The sequence below is a fragment of the Bacillus sp. EB V-12 genome (assembly GCF_056158125.1).
In genome coordinates this window covers 655,676-675,373 of sequence record NZ_JBUXJL010000003.1, presented here as the reverse complement: position 1 = coordinate 675,373, position 19,698 = coordinate 655,676, and the positions used below count along the sequence as shown (strand labels likewise).

At 33.9% G+C, this 19,698-nt stretch carries 17 protein-coding genes and 1 riboswitch; of the genes, 13 read left to right on the top strand and 4 right to left on the bottom strand.

Features of this window, described 5'->3' with window-relative positions:
• Nucleotides 1-22 precede the first annotated feature (22 nt).
• The 7 genes from ACZDYH_RS14970 (at nt 23) to ACZDYH_RS14940 (ending at nt 7,756) form a co-directional block, all read left to right on the top strand.
• Nucleotides 23-946 (top strand): alpha/beta hydrolase, encoded by a 924-nt coding sequence (locus ACZDYH_RS14970; protein ID WP_001102583.1) that lies wholly within the window; start codon nt 23-25, stop codon nt 944-946.
• Between the two features lie 294 nt (nt 947-1,240).
• Nucleotides 1,241-1,885: a LytTR family DNA-binding domain-containing protein gene (locus ACZDYH_RS14965; RefSeq protein ID WP_000390211.1), complete on the top strand. Its 645-nt coding sequence runs from the start codon at nt 1,241-1,243 to the stop codon at nt 1,883-1,885.
• A 127-nt stretch (nt 1,886-2,012) separates the two neighbouring features.
• Nucleotides 2,013-3,527: an acetyl-CoA hydrolase/transferase family protein gene (locus ACZDYH_RS14960; RefSeq protein WP_086411628.1), complete on the top strand. Its 1,515-nt coding sequence runs from the start codon at nt 2,013-2,015 to the stop codon at nt 3,525-3,527.
• Between the two features lie 237 nt (nt 3,528-3,764).
• Entirely contained in the window at nt 3,765-4,208 is a 444-nt protein-coding gene (locus ACZDYH_RS14955; RefSeq protein WP_000701909.1) for a GNAT family N-acetyltransferase, read from the top strand.
• Between the two features lie 27 nt (nt 4,209-4,235).
• Entirely contained in the window at nt 4,236-4,595 is a 360-nt protein-coding gene (locus ACZDYH_RS14950) for a YunG family protein (protein ID WP_000342902.1), read from the top strand.
• A gap of 53 nt (nt 4,596-4,648) precedes the next feature.
• Entirely contained in the window at nt 4,649-5,974 is a 1,326-nt protein-coding gene (locus ACZDYH_RS14945) for a bifunctional S-methyl-5'-thioadenosine deaminase/S-adenosylhomocysteine deaminase (protein ID WP_002023818.1), read from the top strand.
• Between the two features lie 153 nt (nt 5,975-6,127).
• Nucleotides 6,128-7,756, top strand: coding sequence for a peptide ABC transporter substrate-binding protein (locus ACZDYH_RS14940; protein WP_000823500.1), 1,629 nt, complete (start codon nt 6,128-6,130; stop codon nt 7,754-7,756).
• A gap of 51 nt (nt 7,757-7,807) precedes the next feature.
• Here ACZDYH_RS14940 and ACZDYH_RS14935 read toward each other — a convergent pair whose 3' ends face one another.
• Nucleotides 7,808-8,338: a GNAT family N-acetyltransferase gene (locus tag ACZDYH_RS14935; RefSeq protein ID WP_000484225.1), complete on the bottom strand. Its 531-nt coding sequence runs from the start codon at nt 8,336-8,338 to the stop codon at nt 7,808-7,810.
• Between the two features lie 144 nt (nt 8,339-8,482).
• On the opposite strand from ACZDYH_RS14935, the gene ACZDYH_RS14930 reads away from it, so the two are divergent.
• From ACZDYH_RS14930 to ACZDYH_RS14920, 3 genes are all read left to right on the top strand, one after another.
• Nucleotides 8,483-9,181 carry a response regulator transcription factor gene (locus tag ACZDYH_RS14930; protein ID WP_000414517.1) on the top strand — a complete coding sequence of 233 codons (699 nt, stop codon included), beginning with the start codon at nt 8,483-8,485 and terminating at the stop codon, nt 9,179-9,181.
• Nucleotides 9,147-10,247: a sensor histidine kinase gene (locus ACZDYH_RS14925; protein ID WP_474886516.1), complete on the top strand. Its 1,101-nt coding sequence runs from the start codon at nt 9,147-9,149 to the stop codon at nt 10,245-10,247. Before ACZDYH_RS14930 ends, ACZDYH_RS14925 begins: the two co-directional genes overlap by 35 nt.
• 71 nt (nt 10,248-10,318) lie before the next feature.
• Entirely contained in the window at nt 10,319-11,179 is an 861-nt protein-coding gene (locus ACZDYH_RS14920; RefSeq protein ID WP_000265538.1) for a M23 family metallopeptidase, read from the top strand.
• A 59-nt stretch (nt 11,180-11,238) separates the two neighbouring features.
• Here the strand turns inward: ACZDYH_RS14920 and ACZDYH_RS14915 are convergent, their stop codons facing one another.
• A complete protein-coding gene (locus ACZDYH_RS14915) occupies nt 11,239-12,534 on the bottom strand; it encodes an Nramp family divalent metal transporter (RefSeq protein WP_001030679.1) in 1,296 nt (431 codons plus the stop codon).
• Between the two features lie 478 nt (nt 12,535-13,012).
• On the opposite strand from ACZDYH_RS14915, the gene trhO reads away from it, so the two are divergent.
• Nucleotides 13,013-13,972: an oxygen-dependent tRNA uridine(34) hydroxylase TrhO gene (gene trhO, locus ACZDYH_RS14910; RefSeq protein WP_000246231.1), complete on the top strand. Its 960-nt coding sequence runs from the start codon at nt 13,013-13,015 to the stop codon at nt 13,970-13,972.
• Nucleotides 13,973-14,169: 197 nt separating this feature from the next.
• Here trhO and ACZDYH_RS14905 read toward each other — a convergent pair whose 3' ends face one another.
• Nucleotides 14,170-15,645 (bottom strand): hypothetical protein, encoded by a 1,476-nt coding sequence (locus ACZDYH_RS14905; RefSeq protein ID WP_088859462.1) that lies wholly within the window; start codon nt 15,643-15,645, stop codon nt 14,170-14,172.
• Between the two features lie 175 nt (nt 15,646-15,820).
• Between ACZDYH_RS14905 and panE the strand changes: the two genes are divergently transcribed.
• Complete coding sequence (gene panE / locus ACZDYH_RS14900; RefSeq protein WP_474886514.1) at nt 15,821-16,765, top strand: 2-dehydropantoate 2-reductase; 945 nt, start codon at nt 15,821-15,823, stop codon at nt 16,763-16,765.
• 64 nt (nt 16,766-16,829) lie between these two features.
• Here the strand turns inward: panE and ACZDYH_RS14895 are convergent, their stop codons facing one another.
• The gene (locus ACZDYH_RS14895; protein WP_000031873.1) at nt 16,830-16,958 is read right to left on the bottom strand and encodes a hypothetical protein; all 129 of its coding nucleotides are present in this window, start codon (nt 16,956-16,958) and stop codon (nt 16,830-16,832) included.
• A 140-nt stretch (nt 16,959-17,098) separates the two neighbouring features.
• Nucleotides 17,099-17,245: riboswitch (cyclic di-AMP (ydaO/yuaA leader) on the top strand.
• Nucleotides 17,246-17,389: 144 nt separating this feature from the next.
• Here ACZDYH_RS14895 and ACZDYH_RS14890 point away from each other — a divergent pair.
• Nucleotides 17,390-19,216: an APC family permease gene (locus ACZDYH_RS14890; RefSeq protein WP_000254887.1), complete on the top strand. Its 1,827-nt coding sequence runs from the start codon at nt 17,390-17,392 to the stop codon at nt 19,214-19,216.
• Nucleotides 19,217-19,698 lie beyond the last annotated feature (482 nt).

The window sequence follows — 19,698 nt, the reverse complement described above, 5'->3', positions numbered from 1 at the left end:
AATAGAGTTGGGGGCTGACGAAATGAATGTACAGGAAAGTTTCGTTACGGCATTGGATGGATCGGAAATTTATTTGCGTAAATGGTTACCAGAAGGAGATCCGAGAGGAATTATTCAAATTGCACATGGCATGACAGAGCATGCAGGGGTGTATACAGAATTTGTAGATGCTTTATTGGAAGCAGGGTATGGTGTTTATGCGCATGATCATAAAGGACATGGGAAAACAGTAAAAAAAGAAGAAGATTATGGTCATTTTGAACCAAATATAGGGTGGAATCAAGTTGTATCGGATGTTATCTTTGTTTCAGAAAGGATAAAAGAAGAGCAGTCAAGTCCTTTGTTTTTACTTGGACATAGTATGGGTTCTTTTTTATCAAGACGTGCTGTACAACTTAGGGGTGAACTATACGATGGATTTCTGATTTCAGGAACAGGTGGAAATCCAGGGCTTTTAGGAGCTATTGGTCATAAAGTAGCAACAATCGAAATGAAATTGCGCGGGGCAAAAACGAAAAGTCCAATGTTAAACTTTTTATCTTTTGGAAACTTCAATTCGAACTTTAAGCCAAATCGTACAAAATTTGATTGGTTATCTTCAGATAATAATCAAGTTGATAAATATATTGCGGATCCGTTATGTGGTTTCATTTGTACGACGAGTTTTTACCGAGAATTATTTTCTGGAGTATTAGAAGTAAATAAACTAGAAGAATACAAGAAGACGCCAAAGAATCTTCCAATACATATATTCTCTGGTGATCGTGATCCTGTTGGCGATATGGGGAAAGGTGTAAAAGAAGTATATGAAAACTATAAAAAATGTGGTGTGAAAGACGTGACACTACGTTTATATGAAAATGGTAGACATGAAATGTTTCATGAAGTAAATAAGGATGAAGTATTTAAAGATTTAATTTCGTGGTTAGATGCGCATAATAAATGAGAAAGATAATCCCAAACTGTTTGTAATTTGGGATTATTTATTATACAGAAATAGGGGCAATAAATTCTTAAATTCACTTTACTTAATAAAAAATAAATCTTATTCTATAGTCGTTCAAAAAATAAAGAAATATTGTATGAGAGGAAACCTCACTTTTCTGAAGTGAGGTTTTTTGTAGTAACGAAGTAATAGTGAATAAAACTAATTTTAAAAGTAACCTAAAATCAAACTTTTTATAAAGCAACAGATGCTCGTTCATAATAGTAGTATAATAGTGAATGAGGTGTTAATAGAATGGAAGATAGAACATTAGGTTTATTACTAGATGTTGTTGGTGAATTATTTTCAGATGAAATTTCAATTGCTGTTTCGAATACGAAAGAATATATTTACTATCGGCCAAGTAAACGAATTGATTTAAAGATTAGTGTCGGGGATCCTATAAAGGAAGGAACGATTGCTCATAAAGCGATGGTGATGAATCAAAAAACATCTGAGTTTATGAATCGGGATGTTTTTGGTATTCCTTATCATGGAATGGCTGTACCATTTTCAAACAATGGAAAGCTTGAAGGGTGCGTAACGGCAATTTATCCAGCTTTAACGGATGGAAAGTCAGTCGTTACTTTAAAAACAACAGACGGCTGGATTCCGGTTCCTTTTTCAAAGGTTATGTATTTAGAGGCTAAAGATAAAAAGACGTACGTGAATTCAGAAGAGTTATCAGGAACACATAAATACTCTCTGCAAGAATTCGAATACTTGCTTCCGAAAGATTCATTTATTAGATGTCACCGTTCGTTTATTGTAAATGTTAATCATATTAAAGCGATTTATCCTGATACCCATTCTACTTTTGTACTTTCGATGGATAATGGTGAGAGAGTACCAGTTAGTCAATCATACGCTAGTTATTTCCGTAAGCTTCTAGGATTCTAAATTTTTCTGCTTTAGAACCTAGATTTGCTGTTCTGTCTGAATTTTCGGCATTGTATACTAAAATCCCTATTTTGATAGTGTTAATGTGTAAAATAATTATGAATATTCAATGAGAGAGGGATTACATATGGAGAATAATTTAGATAGAATCAGAGATCAACGTCTAAAAGATCGGGTAGTTACACCTGAAGAAGCAGCCTCCTGGATTCAAAGTGGAATGACTTTAGGCTTAAGTGGGTTTACACGTGCAGGTGATGTAAAAGCAGTCCCATTTGCGCTTGTAAACCGAGTTAAGAATGATGAATCTTTTAAAGTAAATGTTTATACTGGGGCTTCTTTAGGCTCGGATGTAGACAAATTATTTGCTGAGGCAGGAATTTTAGGGAAAAGATTACCTTTCCAAGCTGACGCGACTATGCGAAAAGGAATTAATAACGGAGACTTTTTATTTGTGGATCAACACTTGTCTCATACAGCAGAGTTACTCCGCGCTGACGTTCTGGATATAGATTTCGCTATTTTGGAAGCGGTTGCGATTACAGAGGACGGAATGATTATTCCAACCACTTCAATTGGAAATTCCTTAGCGTTTTCCTTAAATGCTAAGTCTATTATTATTGAAATGAATATGGCTCAATCCGCGCAATTAGAGGGGCTACATGATCTATATGAACCAGGTAAACAAGGGGAGAGGCTTCCAATTCCGCTTGTGAAAACAGATGACCGAATTGGAACAATCGGTATTCCAATTGATCCTGAAAAAGTAAAGGGAATTGTGTTTACGAATCAATTGGATTCGCCATCGACAATTGTTCCTCCGGATGAAGAAACTGTTATTATGGCACAGCATTTAATAGAATTCCTTCGAGAAGAAGTTAAAGTAGGCCGATTAACAAATCGTTTAGCGCCGTTACAATCAGGAATTGGTTCAGTGGCTAACGCCGTATTGCATGGAATGTTAGATTCAGAATTTGAAGATTTAGAAGTATATTCCGAGGTTTTACAAGATGCAGTTTTTGAACTTATGGATGCTGGAAAAGTCAATTTTGCTTCTTGTTGTTCTATCACGCTTTCTGAAGAGAAAATGCAACAAGTATTTTCTAACTTTGAAAAATATCGTGACAAATTAATGATGCGTCCGCAAGAGATTTCCAATCATCCTGAAATCATTCGTCGCCTTGGATTAATCTCAATTAATACTGCATTAGAATTAGATATATACGGAAATGTTAACTCTACTCACGTTTTAGGTACAAAAATGATGAATGGTATTGGTGGGTCTGGTGATTTTGCAAGAAATGCACGCTTAGCTATCTTTGTTACTAAATCGATTGCGAAAGGTGGTAACATTTCAAGTATTGTTCCTTTCGTTTCTCATGTAGACCATACTGAACATGATGTAGATGTTATCGTCACTGAACAGGGGTATGCCGACTTAAGGGGACTTGCGCCAAGAGAAAGAGTGGAACTTATTATTGAGAATTGCGCACATCCAATGTATCGTGATCAACTACGTGCTTATTACGAAGAAGCAAAAACAAGAGGTGGACAAACTCCTCATATTTTAGAAAAAGCTTTTTCTTGGCATACGAATTATGCTAAAAATGGAACAATGCTTGAAGCGGTAGTAGAAACTGTATAGGTTTGTATCGTACAAAATAGTAAAATGAATGAGTGAGTTTGAAGATTAAATTTTAGAAAAAGAGAACGCCAACTTTTAGGGATGGCGTTCTTTTTCTTTAAAAAAATTGTTGAAAATTGTACTGGTTATAATAAAGATTTATAAAAATAATCTCTAATTTATGAAAATAAAAGGTTTTTTGAAGTGCTTTCCGAATCAATTTAGTAGTTTACATATCGAAGGTGAGGAAAAAGAATCATGAAGATAAGAGAAGCGTTATTAAGTGAAGCAAATGAATTAAGTGAACTCGCACTACAATCAAAAGCAACGTGGGATTATAGTGAAGAATTCATACTTGCTTGTAAGGAAGATTTAACAATTACAGAAGAATACATAAAAAATAATTTTGTATATGTTTTAGAAAACGATAATGCGAAGATTGGTTTTTTCTCATTTTTACGTAATGATAAAGCTCTCGATTTCTTGTACATTCATCCTGATTACAAAGGAAAAGGTTACGGGAAAATACTTTGGGAGTATGTAATAGAAAAAGCCAATGAACTAGGATTAAAAAGTTTTACGATTGATAGTGATCCGAATGCAAAAGGATATTACTTGAAAATGGGAGCACAGTTAATAGGAGAGACACCATCAACTGTCTTTAAGGGTCGTGTACTGCCTCTTTTGAAATATGATGTGTAAAACTATTAATAGTAGGGGAAGATTAGAATGGATGATGTAAAGGAAAAAAGAATATATGAAGCACTAATAAAATCGTGGTCGATTGAAACAAGTTCAAAGTGGATAATTGAAAACCCAGCAAAGGGACAATGTGGTGTTACAGCTCTTGTCGTTCAAGACATATATGGAGGAGAAATTAAAAAGACAAAAGTAAGAGAGGTATGGCACTTTTATAACTTTATAGATGGGCAGAGATTTGATTTTACAGAGACTCAATTCAATGGGAAATTGAATTATATGGATGAAAAGTCAAATCGGGAAGAAGCATTTGCAGATACAAATGAAAAACAATATAGCATTTTGAAGGGAAAAATAACGAAAGAATTAAAATTATCTTTTGACTCTTAATCTTTAATAAGTTACTATAATGGTGGTAACTTATTAAAGGGAACTTCATAGAGTTGAAAGGGGAAATACTTTTGAAAACAACTTATGTAAACGCTACAATTGTAACGATGAATGAACAAAACGAAGTGATAGAAAATGGATATATCATTGTAGAAAATGATCAAATTATAGATGTAAAGAGCGGAGAATTCGCTAATGATTTTGAAGTAGATGAAGTAATTGACATGAAAGGAAAGTGGGTTTTACCAGGGCTTGTAAATACACATACACACGTTGTAATGAGTCTCCTAAGAGGTATTGGCGATGATATGTTATTACAGCCGTGGCTTGAGACGAGAATTTGGCCACTGGAAAGTCAATTTACTCCCCAAATTGCGGTCGCTAGTACGGAATTAGGATTACTTGAGATGGTGAAAAGTGGTACAACATCATTCTCTGACATGTTTAATCCAATTGGAGTAGATCAAGACGCAATTATGGAAACGGTATCAAGGAGCGGGATGCGAGCTGCTGTTTCAAGGACTTTATTTAGCTTCGGAACGAAAGACGATGAAAAGAAAGCGATTGAAGAAGCTGAGAAATATGTGAAGCGTTACTATAACGAAAGTGGCATGTTAACTACGATGGTTGCACCACATAGTCCATATACATGTAGTACAGAATTGTTAGAAGAGTGCGCACGGATTGCAGTAGAGAATCAAACAATGGTTCATATCCACCTTTCTGAAACAGAGCGTGAAGTACGTGATATTGAAGCACAGTACGGAAAACGTCCAGTAGAATATGCAGCGAGCTGCGGATTGTTTAAACGCCCAACAGTTATTGCACACGGTGTAGTATTAAATGATGATGAGCGTGCATTTTTAGCAGAACATGATGTTCGAGTAGCACATAACCCAAATAGTAATTTAAAACTAGGTTCTGGTATAGCGAATGTAAAAGCGATGCTAGAAGCAGGAATAAAAGTAGGAATTGCAACAGATAGTGTTGCATCTAACAATAATTTAGACATGTTTGAAGAAATGCGCATAGCGACTTTATTACAAAAAGGTATTCACCAAGATGCAACAGCATTACCAGTTGAAACAGCTCTTACACTTGCGACTAAAGGGGCTGCTGAAGTAATCGGGATGAAACAAACAGGGTCACTAGAAGCTGGTAAGTGTGCTGATTTTATTACGATTGACCCGTCTAATAAGCCGCATTTACAACCAGCGGATGAAGTGTTATCACACCTTGTATATGCTGCTAGTGGAAAAGATATAAGCGATGTAATTATTAACGGAAAACGTGTCGTTTGGAATGGCGAATGTAAAACGTTAGATGAAGAGCGTATTATATTTGAAGCAAGTCGTTATAAACGAGGTCTGCAAAGATAGATAATTATGTGGCAGTTGAAAAAGCTATCCTTTTAAAAGGATAGCTTTTTTCTTGAACGAATAAATATTCAAAAGAATGTCGCATCTTTCTGTTAGTATTTCTGCTATAATATATTACGCTTTATAATATTTTATATTTAAGGAGAACAACTCATGAAGCGAAAAAAGAGCCATTTAATGGTAATGGCACTTGTTACATCTTTATTATTAACAGCTTGTAATAATAAAGCGGATAAAAGTGACATAGAGGTTAAAAAACAAGTGTTAAATGTAACAGTATCAGAAGAAATTCCTTCTCTGGACACTGTGAAAACAACAGATGGTACATCAGCACACATTATGCAGAATATATTTGAAGGGTTATATGTATTAAACGATCAAGATCAGCCTACTCCAGCCATAGCAAAATCGTTTAAAAGAAGTGAAGATGGTAAGAAATATACATTTGACTTGCGTAAAGATGCAAAATGGTCAAATGGGGATAATGTAACAGCAAATGATTTTATATTTGCTTGGAAACGTGCAATTAACCCTGAAACAGCCTCTCAATATGCGTCCATGCTCTTTTATGTAAAAAATGCGAAAGAGATCAATAAGGGAACAATGCCTCTTGATGCACTTGGGGTTAAAGCGATAAATAATTATACGTTAGAAGTTGAACTCGAACAGCCAGTTCCGTATTTTTTACAGTTGTTAGCACTACCTATATACTTACCACAGCATGAATCATTTTTGAAAGAACAAGGAAACAATTATGCATTGGAACCTAGTAATCTCATATATAACGGTCCATTTGTATTAGAAAAATGGAAGCATGAACAAGAGTTTCAATTAAAGAAAAATACTACATATTGGGATCGAAAGAAAGTGAAATTAGATGAAATAAACTTTCATATCCTAAAGGATACAATGACAGCTGTAAATTTATATGAAGCCGGAGATTTGGATCGAGTACCTATTAATTCGCAAGTTGTAGACAAGTATAAAGGGAATAAGGAATTACATATGTCGAGTGATCCTGGAATTGCTATGCTTCGTTTTAATGAAAAAAATAACGCGTTAGCAAATAAAAAGGTGCGTCAATCTATTTCATTAGCGTTAAATAAAGATGATTTCGTTGCTCACTTTATTAATAACGGAGCAAAACCTGCAAGTGGACTTGTACCAGTTGGTCATGTAAATGAAGTGACTGGTAAAGATTTTAGAAAAGAAAATGGAGATATTTCCTCATATGATTTGCAAAATGCGAAAAAACTTTGGGAAGAAGCGAAAAAAGAGCTTGGGGTAGAACAAGTAAACCTAGGGTTCTTAACGTTCGAACAAGATAACGCAATACGTATGGCAGAATATATAAAAGGTGATTTAGAGAAGAATTTGCAAGGACTCGCGATACAAATTAAACAACAGCCATTTAAGCAAAAATTACAGTTAGAACAAATAGGTGATTACGATATAACTATGGCAAATTGGGGACCTGACTATAAAGACCCAATTAGTTATTTAGAGTTATTTACGACAGGGAATCCGAATAATAAAATGAATTATTCTAATGTTCGTTACGATGAATTAATAAAGAAAGCGAAAACGGATTTTGTACTAGATACGGAAAAACGATGGGAAGCGTTGCGAGAAGCCGAGCAGGTATTATTAGAAGATGCTGCGGTGGCGCCGCTTTATCATATTGGCTCAGCATATGTACAAAAGGATTATGTAAAAGGAATTGAAAAGCATCAATTTGGTGGTATTTATACTTATAAGAATGCTTATATTGCTAATGAATAAATACAAAAAACCTTACTTTTTAAAAGTAAGGTTTTTTACACATAAATTCTATTAAACTGATTTTAATAAAGCGTAAAAATTCGTATCATATGGGATATCATCTTGATACATATAATTTTTTAGAACGCCTTCTTTTTCAAAACCTAATTTTAATAGTACTTTATTGGAAGCTTCATTTTCAAGAAATACAATTGCTCCAATCCGCTTTAAATGAATCGTATGGAAACCGTATGATATAACCTCAGAAACAGCTTCAGTCGCATATCCTTTTCCCCAGTGTTCAGGCAAAAAGGCATAACTTATATTGGCTCGTTTATGCTCAGAAGACCAATCGTGAAAACCAATGGTACCGATGAGTTCTTTCTTGTCTTTTAATTCGATTCCCCATTTTATACCGCTTCTTGCATTGTAACTCAACTTAAAGTTATGAATGATTTGTTTCACTTGATCAACATCTTGTAACGGTTTTTGGCCATAATAGCGCAGTACATTAGTATTAGAAAAGCATTGTAGTATACGCGGTGCATCTTCTTCGGTAAGTTCTCTTAAAATAAGTCTTTCAGTTTTTAATAAAGGAAACATATTTTCGCTCCTTTTCACATGAAAATAGAATGTATTTGTTATTATATAATTTAATCTGAAAATAAAGATTATTCAAGGTGTAAGGGTAGATTTGATTTATGATAAACTTAGATGTGGAATATATTTCAAAAAAGAGGTTTGGAAATGGAAAAAAATTCGATATTAATTGTAGATGACGATAAAGATATTATTCAATTTATTAATGTGAATTTAAAACAAGAAGGTTTTAAAGTTTTTAGTGCTCATAACGGAGAAGAGGCTTTAGAAATAATAAATAATAACAGTATTCAACTTGCTATTTTGGATATTATGATGCCTCAAATGGATGGTATAGAACTTTGTAGAAGGATTAGAGAGAAACATAGTTTACCAATTATGTTTTTAAGCGCGAAATCATCGGATGTAGATAAGGTAATTGGATTTAGTACTGGGGCAGATGATTATATTGTGAAGCCGTTCAGTACAATTGAATTTATAGCAAGAGTGAAAGCTCAATTAAGAAGGTATACATATTTCAATCAAAATGCTCCCCAAGTAATGGAAAAGAAAATAAATATTAGAGGTTTAGAAATAGATGAAGTGTCGAGAACAGTAATGTTATATGGAGAGAGAATCAATCTTACGAAAACTGAATATGATATTTTACACTTAATGGCAGCTGCAAGGAATCGTGTGTTCACAATTGAAGAAATATATGAGAGCGTTTGGAACGAAAGAGCCTATGAAAGTAATAATACAGTAATGGTTCATATTGCAAGATTGAGAAATAAAATTGAAGAGAATCCAAAAGAACCGAAGTTTATACAAAATGTTTGGGGAGTCGGATATAAAATTGAAGATTAAATCATTACAAGGCATTAGAGCTAAGTTTTTTATCGCATTCATATGTAGCATCTTGTTAGCGACTGTAAGTATAATAGTGTTTCAAATTTTGGTTGGAAATATATATAGTCAGGTTAATGTTTTAGAGGAAAAATATTCATTTTTATATTTTATAGTTTTTTTGATTTTTACTACAACATACTTTGCATTAATGACAAAAACACTGATGAAAAGGTTGTCTCAAATTAAAAAGAACGTGAAGGAAATAAGTGACGGTAATTTTGAAATACATATACCTATTTTGAAAAATGACGAGATTGGTGAACTAGCGGCAAATGTTAATAGAATGGCGAAAAGTTTAAAAGAGTCTATCGAGAATGAAAAAAAATCACAGGAAATGAAAAATGAAATGATTAGTAATATTTCTCATGACTTACGAACGCCAGTAACATCTTTAATCGGTTATGCGGACCTGTTAGGAAATAAACTTCATTCGAATGGAGAAGAATGTGAACAGTATGTAAGTATATTAAAGCGAAAAAGTTATGAATTAAAAAATCAAGTAGATGATTTATTAGAATACTGTCAAATAAATTATAGAGAGATTGAATTACATAAAGATGAAGTAGATATGAAAGCATTAATTGAACAAATCATGATTGACTTTGTACCACAATTAGATGATGCCAATATGAGCTTTTATATTAAAAGTGATGAAGTGCTACATGTAGAAGTTGATGTGACACTTATAGTGAGACTATTTGAAAATGTAATAGGTAATAGTATTATGTACGGGAGAGATGGAAAGGGAATTGCAATTGAAATTTTCAATAAAACAATGAATGTTGAAGTAGAAATTAAAAATTTTGGACAATGCATTCCGAAAGAGGACCTTCCTTACATTTTTGAGAAGTTTTATCGTAGTGAAAAATCACGTAGTTCTCATACGGGCGGTAAAGGAATAGGACTTGCAATTTCAAAAAGTATAGCCGAGCTCCATCAAGGGGATATCACTGTACGTAGTAATGATAAAGAAACAGTTTTTACTGTGAAATTACCGCAGTATAAAAAAGTAAGAAAGTCGTAAGTATTTCTTTTATATGTCGTAATTTTTACTTTGTATCATTGAGAAAAAGGATATGAGAGTAGGGATGCGACATGTGGAAGAAATTTTTATTAGTAATTATAGTTTCTTTTTTAATTATAAGTTGGATCTTAGTTTATGTAGCTAATGGTGTTACATCAGTCTTTGTTTGGTGGAGTATACAGGCTTTTAGTGTAATTTCCGTTTTTCTCTTAATAGGATCAATAATAATATTTTTTTGGAAAGGCATTTTTAGAAAGCGGATAGATAGAACGCTATTTTTAATCATTCTGTTTTCTATAATTGGAGCTTGGCCTTTCGGTTGGTTTGCTAATATAGGTAGAATTGCTTACCCAGCAGATATACAATCTATGAGTCCTAAAGTAGTAGTTCGTTTTCCTTTGAAGGAACGAGCATTAATCGGTTGGGGTGGTGATCGGTTAGAAACGAACTATCACGTTATAAAACCAAATGAAAGGTGGGCATATGATATTCTCATTCCACCTGCTGAAGTGAAAAGTAGTAAGTTAGAGGATTACGGAATATATGGAGCAAAAGTAATGGCGCCAGCTTCTGGGACGGTTGTATCAATTAATAATAATGAACAAGATTTAGTTCCGGGATCGGATAATTTTCAGTCAATGGCTGGTAATCATATTTATTTACGACTAGATGAAACGGGCACATTTTTGTTCCTTGGTCATTTAAAGAAAGGCTCAATTAAAGTAAAAGAAGGGCAACGTGTAAATGAAGGGGATATTCTTGCGCAAGTTGGTAACTCAGGAAGTTCAAGTGAGCCGCATTTACATATTCATCATCAAAGGCAAGATCCGTCCAAAGTAAGTATGTTTTTTGCGGAAGGATTGCCACTTTACTTTCGAACTGAAAATGGTGTGATGATGCCGGAAAGAGGGGCATACATAAGTGGTAACTAGAAGAAAATCATTTCATCCAAAAAGGGTATTCCAAATTAAAATTGGAATACCCTTTTTCATTACCCTACAAATGTTTGATACAGTAAGAAGATATTTAAAACGATAACGAGAGCAGCAATTATCCATGCGATAAATGTTGTTATGCGGTGGTTAACGAGTGCACCCATAATCTTTTTATTACTTGTAAACATAATAAGTGGCACTAATGCAAATGCAATACCGAATGATAAGACGACTTGGCTCATGACTAGAGCGTATGTTGGATTTACACCTAAAGCGATAATTACTAGTGGTGGAATCATTGTAATAAATCGGCGTAAATATAACGGAATATGCATGCGAATGAAACCTTGCATAATAATATCACCCGACATTGTACCGACAGAAGAGCTAGATAGTCCTGCTGATAAAAGTCCAATCCCAAATAATGCAGCCGATACAGGACCTACTAAATTGGTAAATTGAGTGTAAGCAACATCTAAATCTTCAACGTGCAAGCCATTTTTAAAAAATAGTGCAGCTGCTACAATTAACATACTTGCATTAATTGCTCCAGCAATAACCATTGCAATAATAATATCGATAAATTCGAAACGAAAAATCTTTTTCTTTTGTTCGTCAGTTGTTCCGACCACACGGCGTTGTGTTAATGCAGAATGCAAGTATATTGCATGCGGCATAACTGTCGCACCTAAAATCCCTGCTGCAAGTAATATACTGTCTACACCTTGGAATTTTGGAATAAATAGTCCTGAAAGAAGGGGACTTAATTCTGGTTTTGCATAAAAAACTTGAATCCCAAAAGCAATTACTACAATGAAAATCATTCCTGTAATAATAGCTTCTAGTGGACGAAATCCTCTACGTTGAAATTCAAGGATAATAAATGATCCGGCTGCTGTAATTAAAGCGGCAGGTAGCATGGGGATTCCAAATAGTAAGTAAAGCCCCAATGCAGCTCCAATAAATTCCGCTAAATCTGTAGCCATAATAACTAGTTCACCTTGTATCCATAAGCCGATAGACACAGGCTTTGGAAAGTTTTCACGAGCTATTTCGGGTAAATTGTTTCCTGTAGCAATTCCTAATTTAGCCGATAAAGTTTGGATTAATACAGCCATTAAGTTAGAAGCGAGTATAACCCATAATAGTAAATATCCATATTGTGAACCAGCTGCGATATTTGTAGCAAAGTTGCCAGGATCAATATAAGCAACGGACGCGATAAAAGCGGGCCCTAAAAATGGTAACAGTCTTTTCCAGCCTTTTGTTTCTCCACTTAAAGCTAAATGAGCTGATTGTACAGTTGTACTTTCAGAAGGGAGATGTTCATCTTTTGTTATATCTTTATTCATAGTAGTTTTCCCCTTTAAAATGTTAACTTGATGAAATTATTGTATTTATTCTTACTCATTATTTCAATACATTTAAATATGTTATATGATAATTTCATTTGAACACGAAAGTTTCCTTAATGCAAATTATATGCCTTTATGCAATGGATGGTGTGATAACGTAAAATAAATTGGGAGTTTATGGTGTGATGACGTGGGGAAACATAATAAATTAAAGGGTCAATTTTGAAATTTATGTGAACATAAAGCCGATAATCCAGCATATTAATTGATGGAATTGCATTTGTATGATATATAATATATTGGGATTACAACATAACCATAGTGTTTTGATGTGTAATCTTGTTTTTTATTTTTGTTAACTGATAGAAAATAGTATAAAGAAAAGAAAATGGGATTCATTTTCTTATTATATATGTTTTGATATGAACGTTAACTTATACATGATTTTAAAAATTAGATAGGTGGTAGAAATACATTGGCAACTACAAAACCATACAGAGTATTACTATATTACATGTACACAACAATTGAAAACCCAGAAGAATTCGCGGCAGAGCATTTAGAATTTTGTAATTCACTTGAATTAAAAGGAAGAATTCTTGTAGCGAAAGAAGGTATTAACGGAACTTGTTCAGGAACTGTAGAACAAACAGAGAAATACATGGAAGCAATGAACAATGATCCACGTTTTGACGGTATTGTATTTAAAATAGATGAAGCTGATGGTCATGCATTCAAGAAAATGCACGTGCGTCCTCGTCCAGAGTTAGTTACACTTCGTCTAGAAGATGACATTAACCCACACGAAATAACTGGCAAGTATTTAGAACCAAAAGATTTTTATGAAGCAATGAAACAAGAAGATACAGTTATCATTGATGCACGAAATGATTATGAGTTTGATTTAGGTCACTTCAAAGGTGCGATTAAACCTGATATCGAATCATTCCGTGAATTACCAGATTGGATTCGTGAAAATAAAGAAGTACTTGAAGGTAAAAAGATTTTAACTTATTGTACAGGCGGAATTCGTTGTGAGAAGTTTTCTGGTTGGTTAGTTCGTGAAGGCTATGAAGATGTAAGTCAGCTTCACGGCGGAATTGTAACGTACGGAAAAGACCCAGAGGTACAAGGTGAGCTTTGGGATGGACAATGTTACGTGTTCGATGAGCGTATTGCTGTACCAGTAAACCAAAAAGAACATGTTATCGTTGGTAAAGACCACTTTACAGGTGAACCTTGTGAGCGCTATGTAAACTGTTCAAATCCAGAATGTAATAAGAAAATTTTATGTTCTGAAGAAAACGAAGCGAAATATTTACGTGCATGTTCTCATGAATGTCGTGTAAGTCCACGTAACCGCTACGTAATACAACATGAATTAACGGAAGAGCAAGTAGCTGCTGCATTAGAGCAAATCGAAGCAGGGAAGTAAACTGAATTCGTATAATAAAAGGGGTACTCCAAGTTTAATTTTGGAGCACCCTTTTTTTATTATCAGGTCCTGTTATTTGTCGGTAAGTCGATATATTAAAAAAATCGCTGATATATTTCGAGTTGCCGATATAATGGGAAAATCGCTGATAAAAATTCACTTACTGCAGCGGGCCAAGAATTTGAAAATAATCTTCTTTAATTTTTATCTTCTTTCTCTTTAACGGCAGAAAGTACAGTTTGTTTTACCCAAGCTTTTCTTCGTTTATGCTGTAAACCCCATTGGTATAAACTTTGAGCTCCTAAAATAAGTGAAATGACAATGCCGCTAATCGCAATTAATAGAGCGAAAAATTCAAGAGGTGACGATATTTTGTTTGAATCGGTGTTTCTTAAAAGGTCAATCATAGTAAACCCTAACATTTGGCCCACTACAGAGTAGAGCGTTAAAATTAATAATAAGAGGCTATCTTTTTTAGAGGCGACATTTTCTTGATATTTAAACAAACTATCAAGATTTTGTTTCGCGTTCGAGTATAGAACCTCAATATTAAAAAGTTTTCTTAAACGAAAGAAAATATCTTCACTCTGTGATTGGGATACTAATTCTAAAGAAAAATAATTAGCAGTGAACGAATTGATCGAATAAATTAATTTCTCTATTTCATTAGTATCTTGTTCAATATTTAGCTCAGCATAGGCGTTCGCCATTTTTAATAAAACAATTTTATGGAATAGGTTTAATAATAAAGCGTAATAAAATTCCCCGTACATTTGACTAGCAAGTTTAGCGATTTCGCGTTCTCCTTCATTTGTTACACATGTAAAAATATGTTCTTCCATTATGAAATAACGATTTGGAGCCCATCTCTGGTAAGCGTGTTTTTTTAAATAGTCATGAATGTAAGGAAGGTTATTTGCACTCACATATGGCTTACCATCACTTGTTAATCCGGAAAGACTAGAAGTACGATAAACATCCACTTCATTAAGTTCCATACCTTCTTTTAGTGACAATAAAGTTTGGACGTACATTCTTTGGTCTTCGAAGAAAGGGAAGGTTTGAAAGTATGAACTTCTTAATCTCTTCTTTTCAAAGAAATCAGTTACACCATGAAATAAATAACCAAAAATGAATTTTTCAACTTGGGAATACTTTTTTCCGTTACATTCAATACAAATAGTCTCATTTGTATCATTTTTAGTTTCAAGTACACGGAAGCGAGCAGCGAATTCGATTGCTTCAGATAAAGTCATGTTTGGAGCAGTGTTTACTTCTGTTCGAATTGTTAAGAAGCCAAGTTCATAAGGACAAAGTGTTACATCAATAGAGTGTATCTTGAATGGGATTGAAATAAGGTTTGTTGTTAAATGTCCAGTTAAGTTAAGGTCCTTTGAATAACGTTGCAAGCCCTTTTGATGCTCTGAGTGAGGAAAGAGAATTTTATTGGTAAATGAAAGATAGTATGCTTCCATATTTTGATGTGAAACTTTAAACTCCCCATAATATGTATTTTCATCATCGAGATGATCGAGCCGAAAAGGACGAAAATCGTTTTTTTGTAAGAAAGGGAACATATTTTGTTCATATCCAGTTTTAAAAGAAAACGGGAATATAAATTGAAATATAGCTGTTGTTACATCTTTTTCCTCAATTGCTTGTATTGCCTCCATCTACATTGTTTCCTTTCCGTATATGCTATAGAAACAACATGCCCAAATTTATTTGAAAATAACCACTGTTTTATACCCGATTGAGAGTGAAAATTCAGCTTATTTAGCAGAGGACATGTATAATGTTATGTATACTAAAAGTTATAAAATTTTATTTTGAAAAGGGGGATGCTGTATGCGGATTTTAGTATTAGGCGCTGGTGGAGTCGGAGGATTTTTTGGTGGCAGATTAGTCGAAAAGGGAGCAGATGTTACATTTCTTGTTCGTAGTAAACGGAAAAAACAATTAGAGGAAAGAGGACTTGTAATCCGAAGTGTTAACGGGGATTTTTCCTTTCAACCGAAATTAATAACGAAAGAAGAGAGAACTTCTCCATTTGATGTCATTTTATTTTCAACAAAAGCGTATCACTTAAACGAGGCAATTCAAGATTTGAAGCCGTTTGTTGGCGAAAATACTGTAATCATTCCATTGTTAAATGGTATCGCTCATTTATCGCTATTACAAAAAGAATTCGGCGAAGAAAAAGTAATTGGCGGTTTATGCTTTATCGAGACGACGTTAAACGATCAAGGAGAAATTGTACAAACTAGCGCTGCCAACAGAATTGTGTTTGGAGAAATTAAGTCTCAAAATTCAGAGAGAGTAAAGCATATTTCTAAAGCATTTGCAGGTACGAAATCTAGTTTTGTTTTAAGTGAAAATATTACGCAAGATATGTGGCATAAATATTTATTTATTACTGTAATGTCCGGTGTGACAACGTTAATGCGTGCACCAATTGGACCAATCCGTGAAAGTGAAGGCGGCCGTGATTTTATCCGTAATGTATTTGAGGAATCTGTACAAATCATGAGAGTATTAGGAGCTCCCGTAAAGGAAAATATTGCCGAGGAACATATGAAAACAATTGATAAAATTTCGTATGATATGAAGTCATCGATGCAACGTGATATGGAGAAGGGTTCGTTTATTGAAGGGAAGCACTTGCAAGGATATTTACTGGATGTAGCAGAGCAATTTTCTATAGCGGCACCATTATTAGGCACTATATATCAAAATTTAAAGGTGTATGAAGAGATGACCTTTAACAGATCTGTAATAGAATTAGATGTATGAAAAAATAAAAAAGATAGCAATATATAAGTGTATTGCTATCTTTTTTATTTTTTTGTATGACAAATTATTTATTTCTTTTCGTTCTATCTGTCAAATTTATTTCCTGTTCACGTTTACCATATAACTGATTAATTTCATTTGCTACTGCATCTAAATATGAATCGGAAAAAATAGGCTTCTTTTCTTTAGACATATGGGTCTCCTTTGCGGATTTTTTAGTATTCATTATGTATATTTCTCAGTGGATTATGCACAATCATTTTAATTTTTTTCTTATTGAAAATTTTTGTTTACTTTTTGAAAATAAAGGAGTATTATAATCCACAGTTTCAATTTTCTAAATCGCTGAAACCGCATGGTACGGGGGACCCGTTTTTACGGATTAGTACATAATCCGATGGGGTGAATCCTTAAAAAAGGTAGGGCTACTCATAGGCCCGAATCCGACAGCTAACCTCGTAAGCGTTATATTGAGAAGGAAGGTGGAGCTTGTGCGACAAAAAAAATAATGTCTACAAGTCTATTTCGCTATGGCTTGTAGACATTTTTTGTTTTCTGAGGAAATAGTTTACTGGCTGTAACAAGCAGAAAAGTTCGTACAAAATTATTGGAGAGTGGACAGCATTGGTTTCATCTATTAAAAGATTTTTAATTGGAAGACCGTTAAAATCAACGGAGCTTGGAGAACAAAAGCTTAATAAAACGAAAGCTTTAGCTATTTTATCTTCTGACGCATTGTCATCAGTTGCTTACGGTCCAGAGCAAATTTTAATTGCTTTAGCAGGTGTTGGAGCGATCGCTTATTGGTATTCCATTCCGATCGCTGTTGGGGTATTAGTATTATTGACAGCCCTTATTTTATCTTATCGTCAAATTATTTTTGCTTATCCGCATGGCGGGGGAGCGTATGTTGTATCAAAAGAAAATTTAGGGATGAATCCAGGCTTAATTGCTGGAGGATCTTTATTAGTTGACTATATTTTAACTGTTGCGGTAAGTGTGTCCGCTGGTACAGATGCAATTACGTCTGCGTTTCCTAGCTTACATGCACACAACGTAATTATTGCGGTTATATTTGTTATATTAATTACGATATTAAATTTAAGGGGAGTAACGGAATCAGCTTCCGTTTTAGCATATCCTGTTTATTTATTCGTTTTAGCACTATTTATATTAATTGGTGTAGGCATATATAATATTTTAACTGGTCATGTTTCACCCACTTTACATGCGCCGATTGGTACACCAGTTGCAGGGATTAGTTTATTTTTATTACTAAGAGCATTTGCATCAGGTAGTTCTGCTTTAACAGGTGTTGAAGCAATTTCAAATGCAATTCCGAACTTTAAAGATCCTGCGCCAAACAATGCTGCAAAAACATTGCTTGCAATGGGTGCATTACTTGCTGTGTTATTTTCAGGAATTGTATTTTTAGCTTATTATTACGGAGTGACTCCGAGTAAAGAAGTAACAGTTGTTTCTCAAATTGCTGAACAAACATTTGGACGTAATTTCATGTACTATTTCATACAAGGTACAACAGCTTTAATATTAATTCTCGCTGCTAATACAGGTTATTCTGCATTTCCTTTATTAGCGGTTAACCTTGCAAAAGATAAATTCATACCGAGAATGTTTACGATTAGAGGAGACCGTCTAGGTTACTCAAACGGTATTATTATACTTGGAGTTGCTTCGATTATTTTAATTGTAGCTTTCCAAGGACAAACAGAACATTTAATTCCGTTATATGCAGTAGGTGTATTTATTCCATTTACACTTTCTCAAACAGGGATGGTATTAAAATGGCTTCGCGAAAAGCCTGAAGGATGGGCTTTAAGATTAACGGTTAATTTAATTGGTGCAGTTATTAGTTTTATCGTAATGAGCATGTTCTTTTTAACTAAATTTGCACAAGTTTGGTCGATTCTTATTTTCTTACCAGTTATTATCTTCTTATTCCATCGAATTAAGAAGCATTATGATGCAGTGGGTGATCAATTAAGTTTAAAAACTTGCGAACCTCTTATTCCAATTGAGGGGAATGTAATTGTCGTTCCTGTAGCAGGTATGACCCATGTAGTAGAAAATTCATTGAACTATGCGAAATCTCTTTCGGCAGATCAAGTTATCGCAGTATATGTTGCTTTTGACAGAGAAGAGGAAAAGAAATTTGAAGAGAAATGGAAGAAGTGGCAACCTGAAGTAAGGCTTGTTACATTACATTCCCATTATAGAAGTATTATTCAGCCGCTAACGAAGTTCATTGATACAGTGCAATATAAGGCAAGTGAATCGAATTACCGCGTTACGGTCGTTATACCACAGTTCATTCCGAAAAAAGGTTGGCATAACATTCTTCATAATCAATCCAGTTTACTCATACGTGCGTATTTACTTTATAAAAGAAATGTTGTTATTACGACAGTTCCATATCATTTGAAAAAATAAGAAGATTTTTAAGGATAGCTTTGTGAAAATGAAGCTATCCTTTTTGTGTATATGCTATGCATAATTGCATATGGGCTTAAAAATTATACTGATATAATTTTATTAGTTATTTATAAGTAGTGTTTTCTGTTGTGATATGTAGATATTTCAATCGATAAAGCGAATCGGATTATATTTTGAAATAAGGACATGAAAGCTTGAAAATAAAGGGAATGAAAATACTTCTTTACGATATATAAACAGCTGTGTTTAAATGACCTTACAGTACAAAACTTATATGAAAACAAAACGGAATTTCATATTTACTTACGTTATTAAGTTTAAAATGAATAATATTTTTATGTAATATATTCACTGTATCGATGTGGAAAATGAGGGTCGATAGAAAATTTATGCAATGTTATTCATACTAAGCACATATGAAAAGTTTTATAACAATAAGTAAGTACTGTGGCAATAACAGTTGGGAGAGATGGTTCGTA

Excerpts from the sequence above, each read along its gene's own strand:
- ACZDYH_RS14895 (WP_000031873.1), bottom strand. The coding sequence starts at position 16,958 with ATGTCTAAAGAAAAGAAGCCTATTTTTTCCGATTCATATTTAGATGCA.
- panE (WP_474886514.1), top strand. The coding sequence starts at position 15,821 with ATGCGGATTTTAGTATTAGGCGCTGGTGGAGTCGGAGGATTTTTTGGT.
- ACZDYH_RS14970 (WP_001102583.1), top strand. The coding sequence starts at position 23 with ATGAATGTACAGGAAAGTTTCGTTACGGCATTGGATGGATCGGAAATT.
- ACZDYH_RS14920 (WP_000265538.1), top strand. The coding sequence starts at position 10,319 with ATGTGGAAGAAATTTTTATTAGTAATTATAGTTTCTTTTTTAATTATA.
- ACZDYH_RS14925 (WP_474886516.1), top strand. The coding sequence starts at position 9,147 with ATGTTTGGGGAGTCGGATATAAAATTGAAGATTAAATCATTACAAGGC.
- ACZDYH_RS14905 (WP_088859462.1), bottom strand. The coding sequence starts at position 15,645 with ATGGAGGCAATACAAGCAATTGAGGAAAAAGATGTAACAACAGCTATA.
- ACZDYH_RS14965 (WP_000390211.1), top strand. The coding sequence starts at position 1,241 with ATGGAAGATAGAACATTAGGTTTATTACTAGATGTTGTTGGTGAATTA.
- ACZDYH_RS14960 (WP_086411628.1), top strand. The coding sequence starts at position 2,013 with ATGGAGAATAATTTAGATAGAATCAGAGATCAACGTCTAAAAGATCGG.
- ACZDYH_RS14950 (WP_000342902.1), top strand. The coding sequence starts at position 4,236 with ATGGATGATGTAAAGGAAAAAAGAATATATGAAGCACTAATAAAATCG.
- ACZDYH_RS14940 (WP_000823500.1), top strand. The coding sequence starts at position 6,128 with ATGAAGCGAAAAAAGAGCCATTTAATGGTAATGGCACTTGTTACATCT.
- ACZDYH_RS14955 (WP_000701909.1), top strand. The coding sequence starts at position 3,765 with ATGAAGATAAGAGAAGCGTTATTAAGTGAAGCAAATGAATTAAGTGAA.
- ACZDYH_RS14930 (WP_000414517.1), top strand. The coding sequence starts at position 8,483 with ATGGAAAAAAATTCGATATTAATTGTAGATGACGATAAAGATATTATT.
- ACZDYH_RS14915 (WP_001030679.1), bottom strand. The coding sequence starts at position 12,534 with ATGAATAAAGATATAACAAAAGATGAACATCTCCCTTCTGAAAGTACA.
- ACZDYH_RS14935 (WP_000484225.1), bottom strand. The coding sequence starts at position 8,338 with ATGTTTCCTTTATTAAAAACTGAAAGACTTATTTTAAGAGAACTTACC.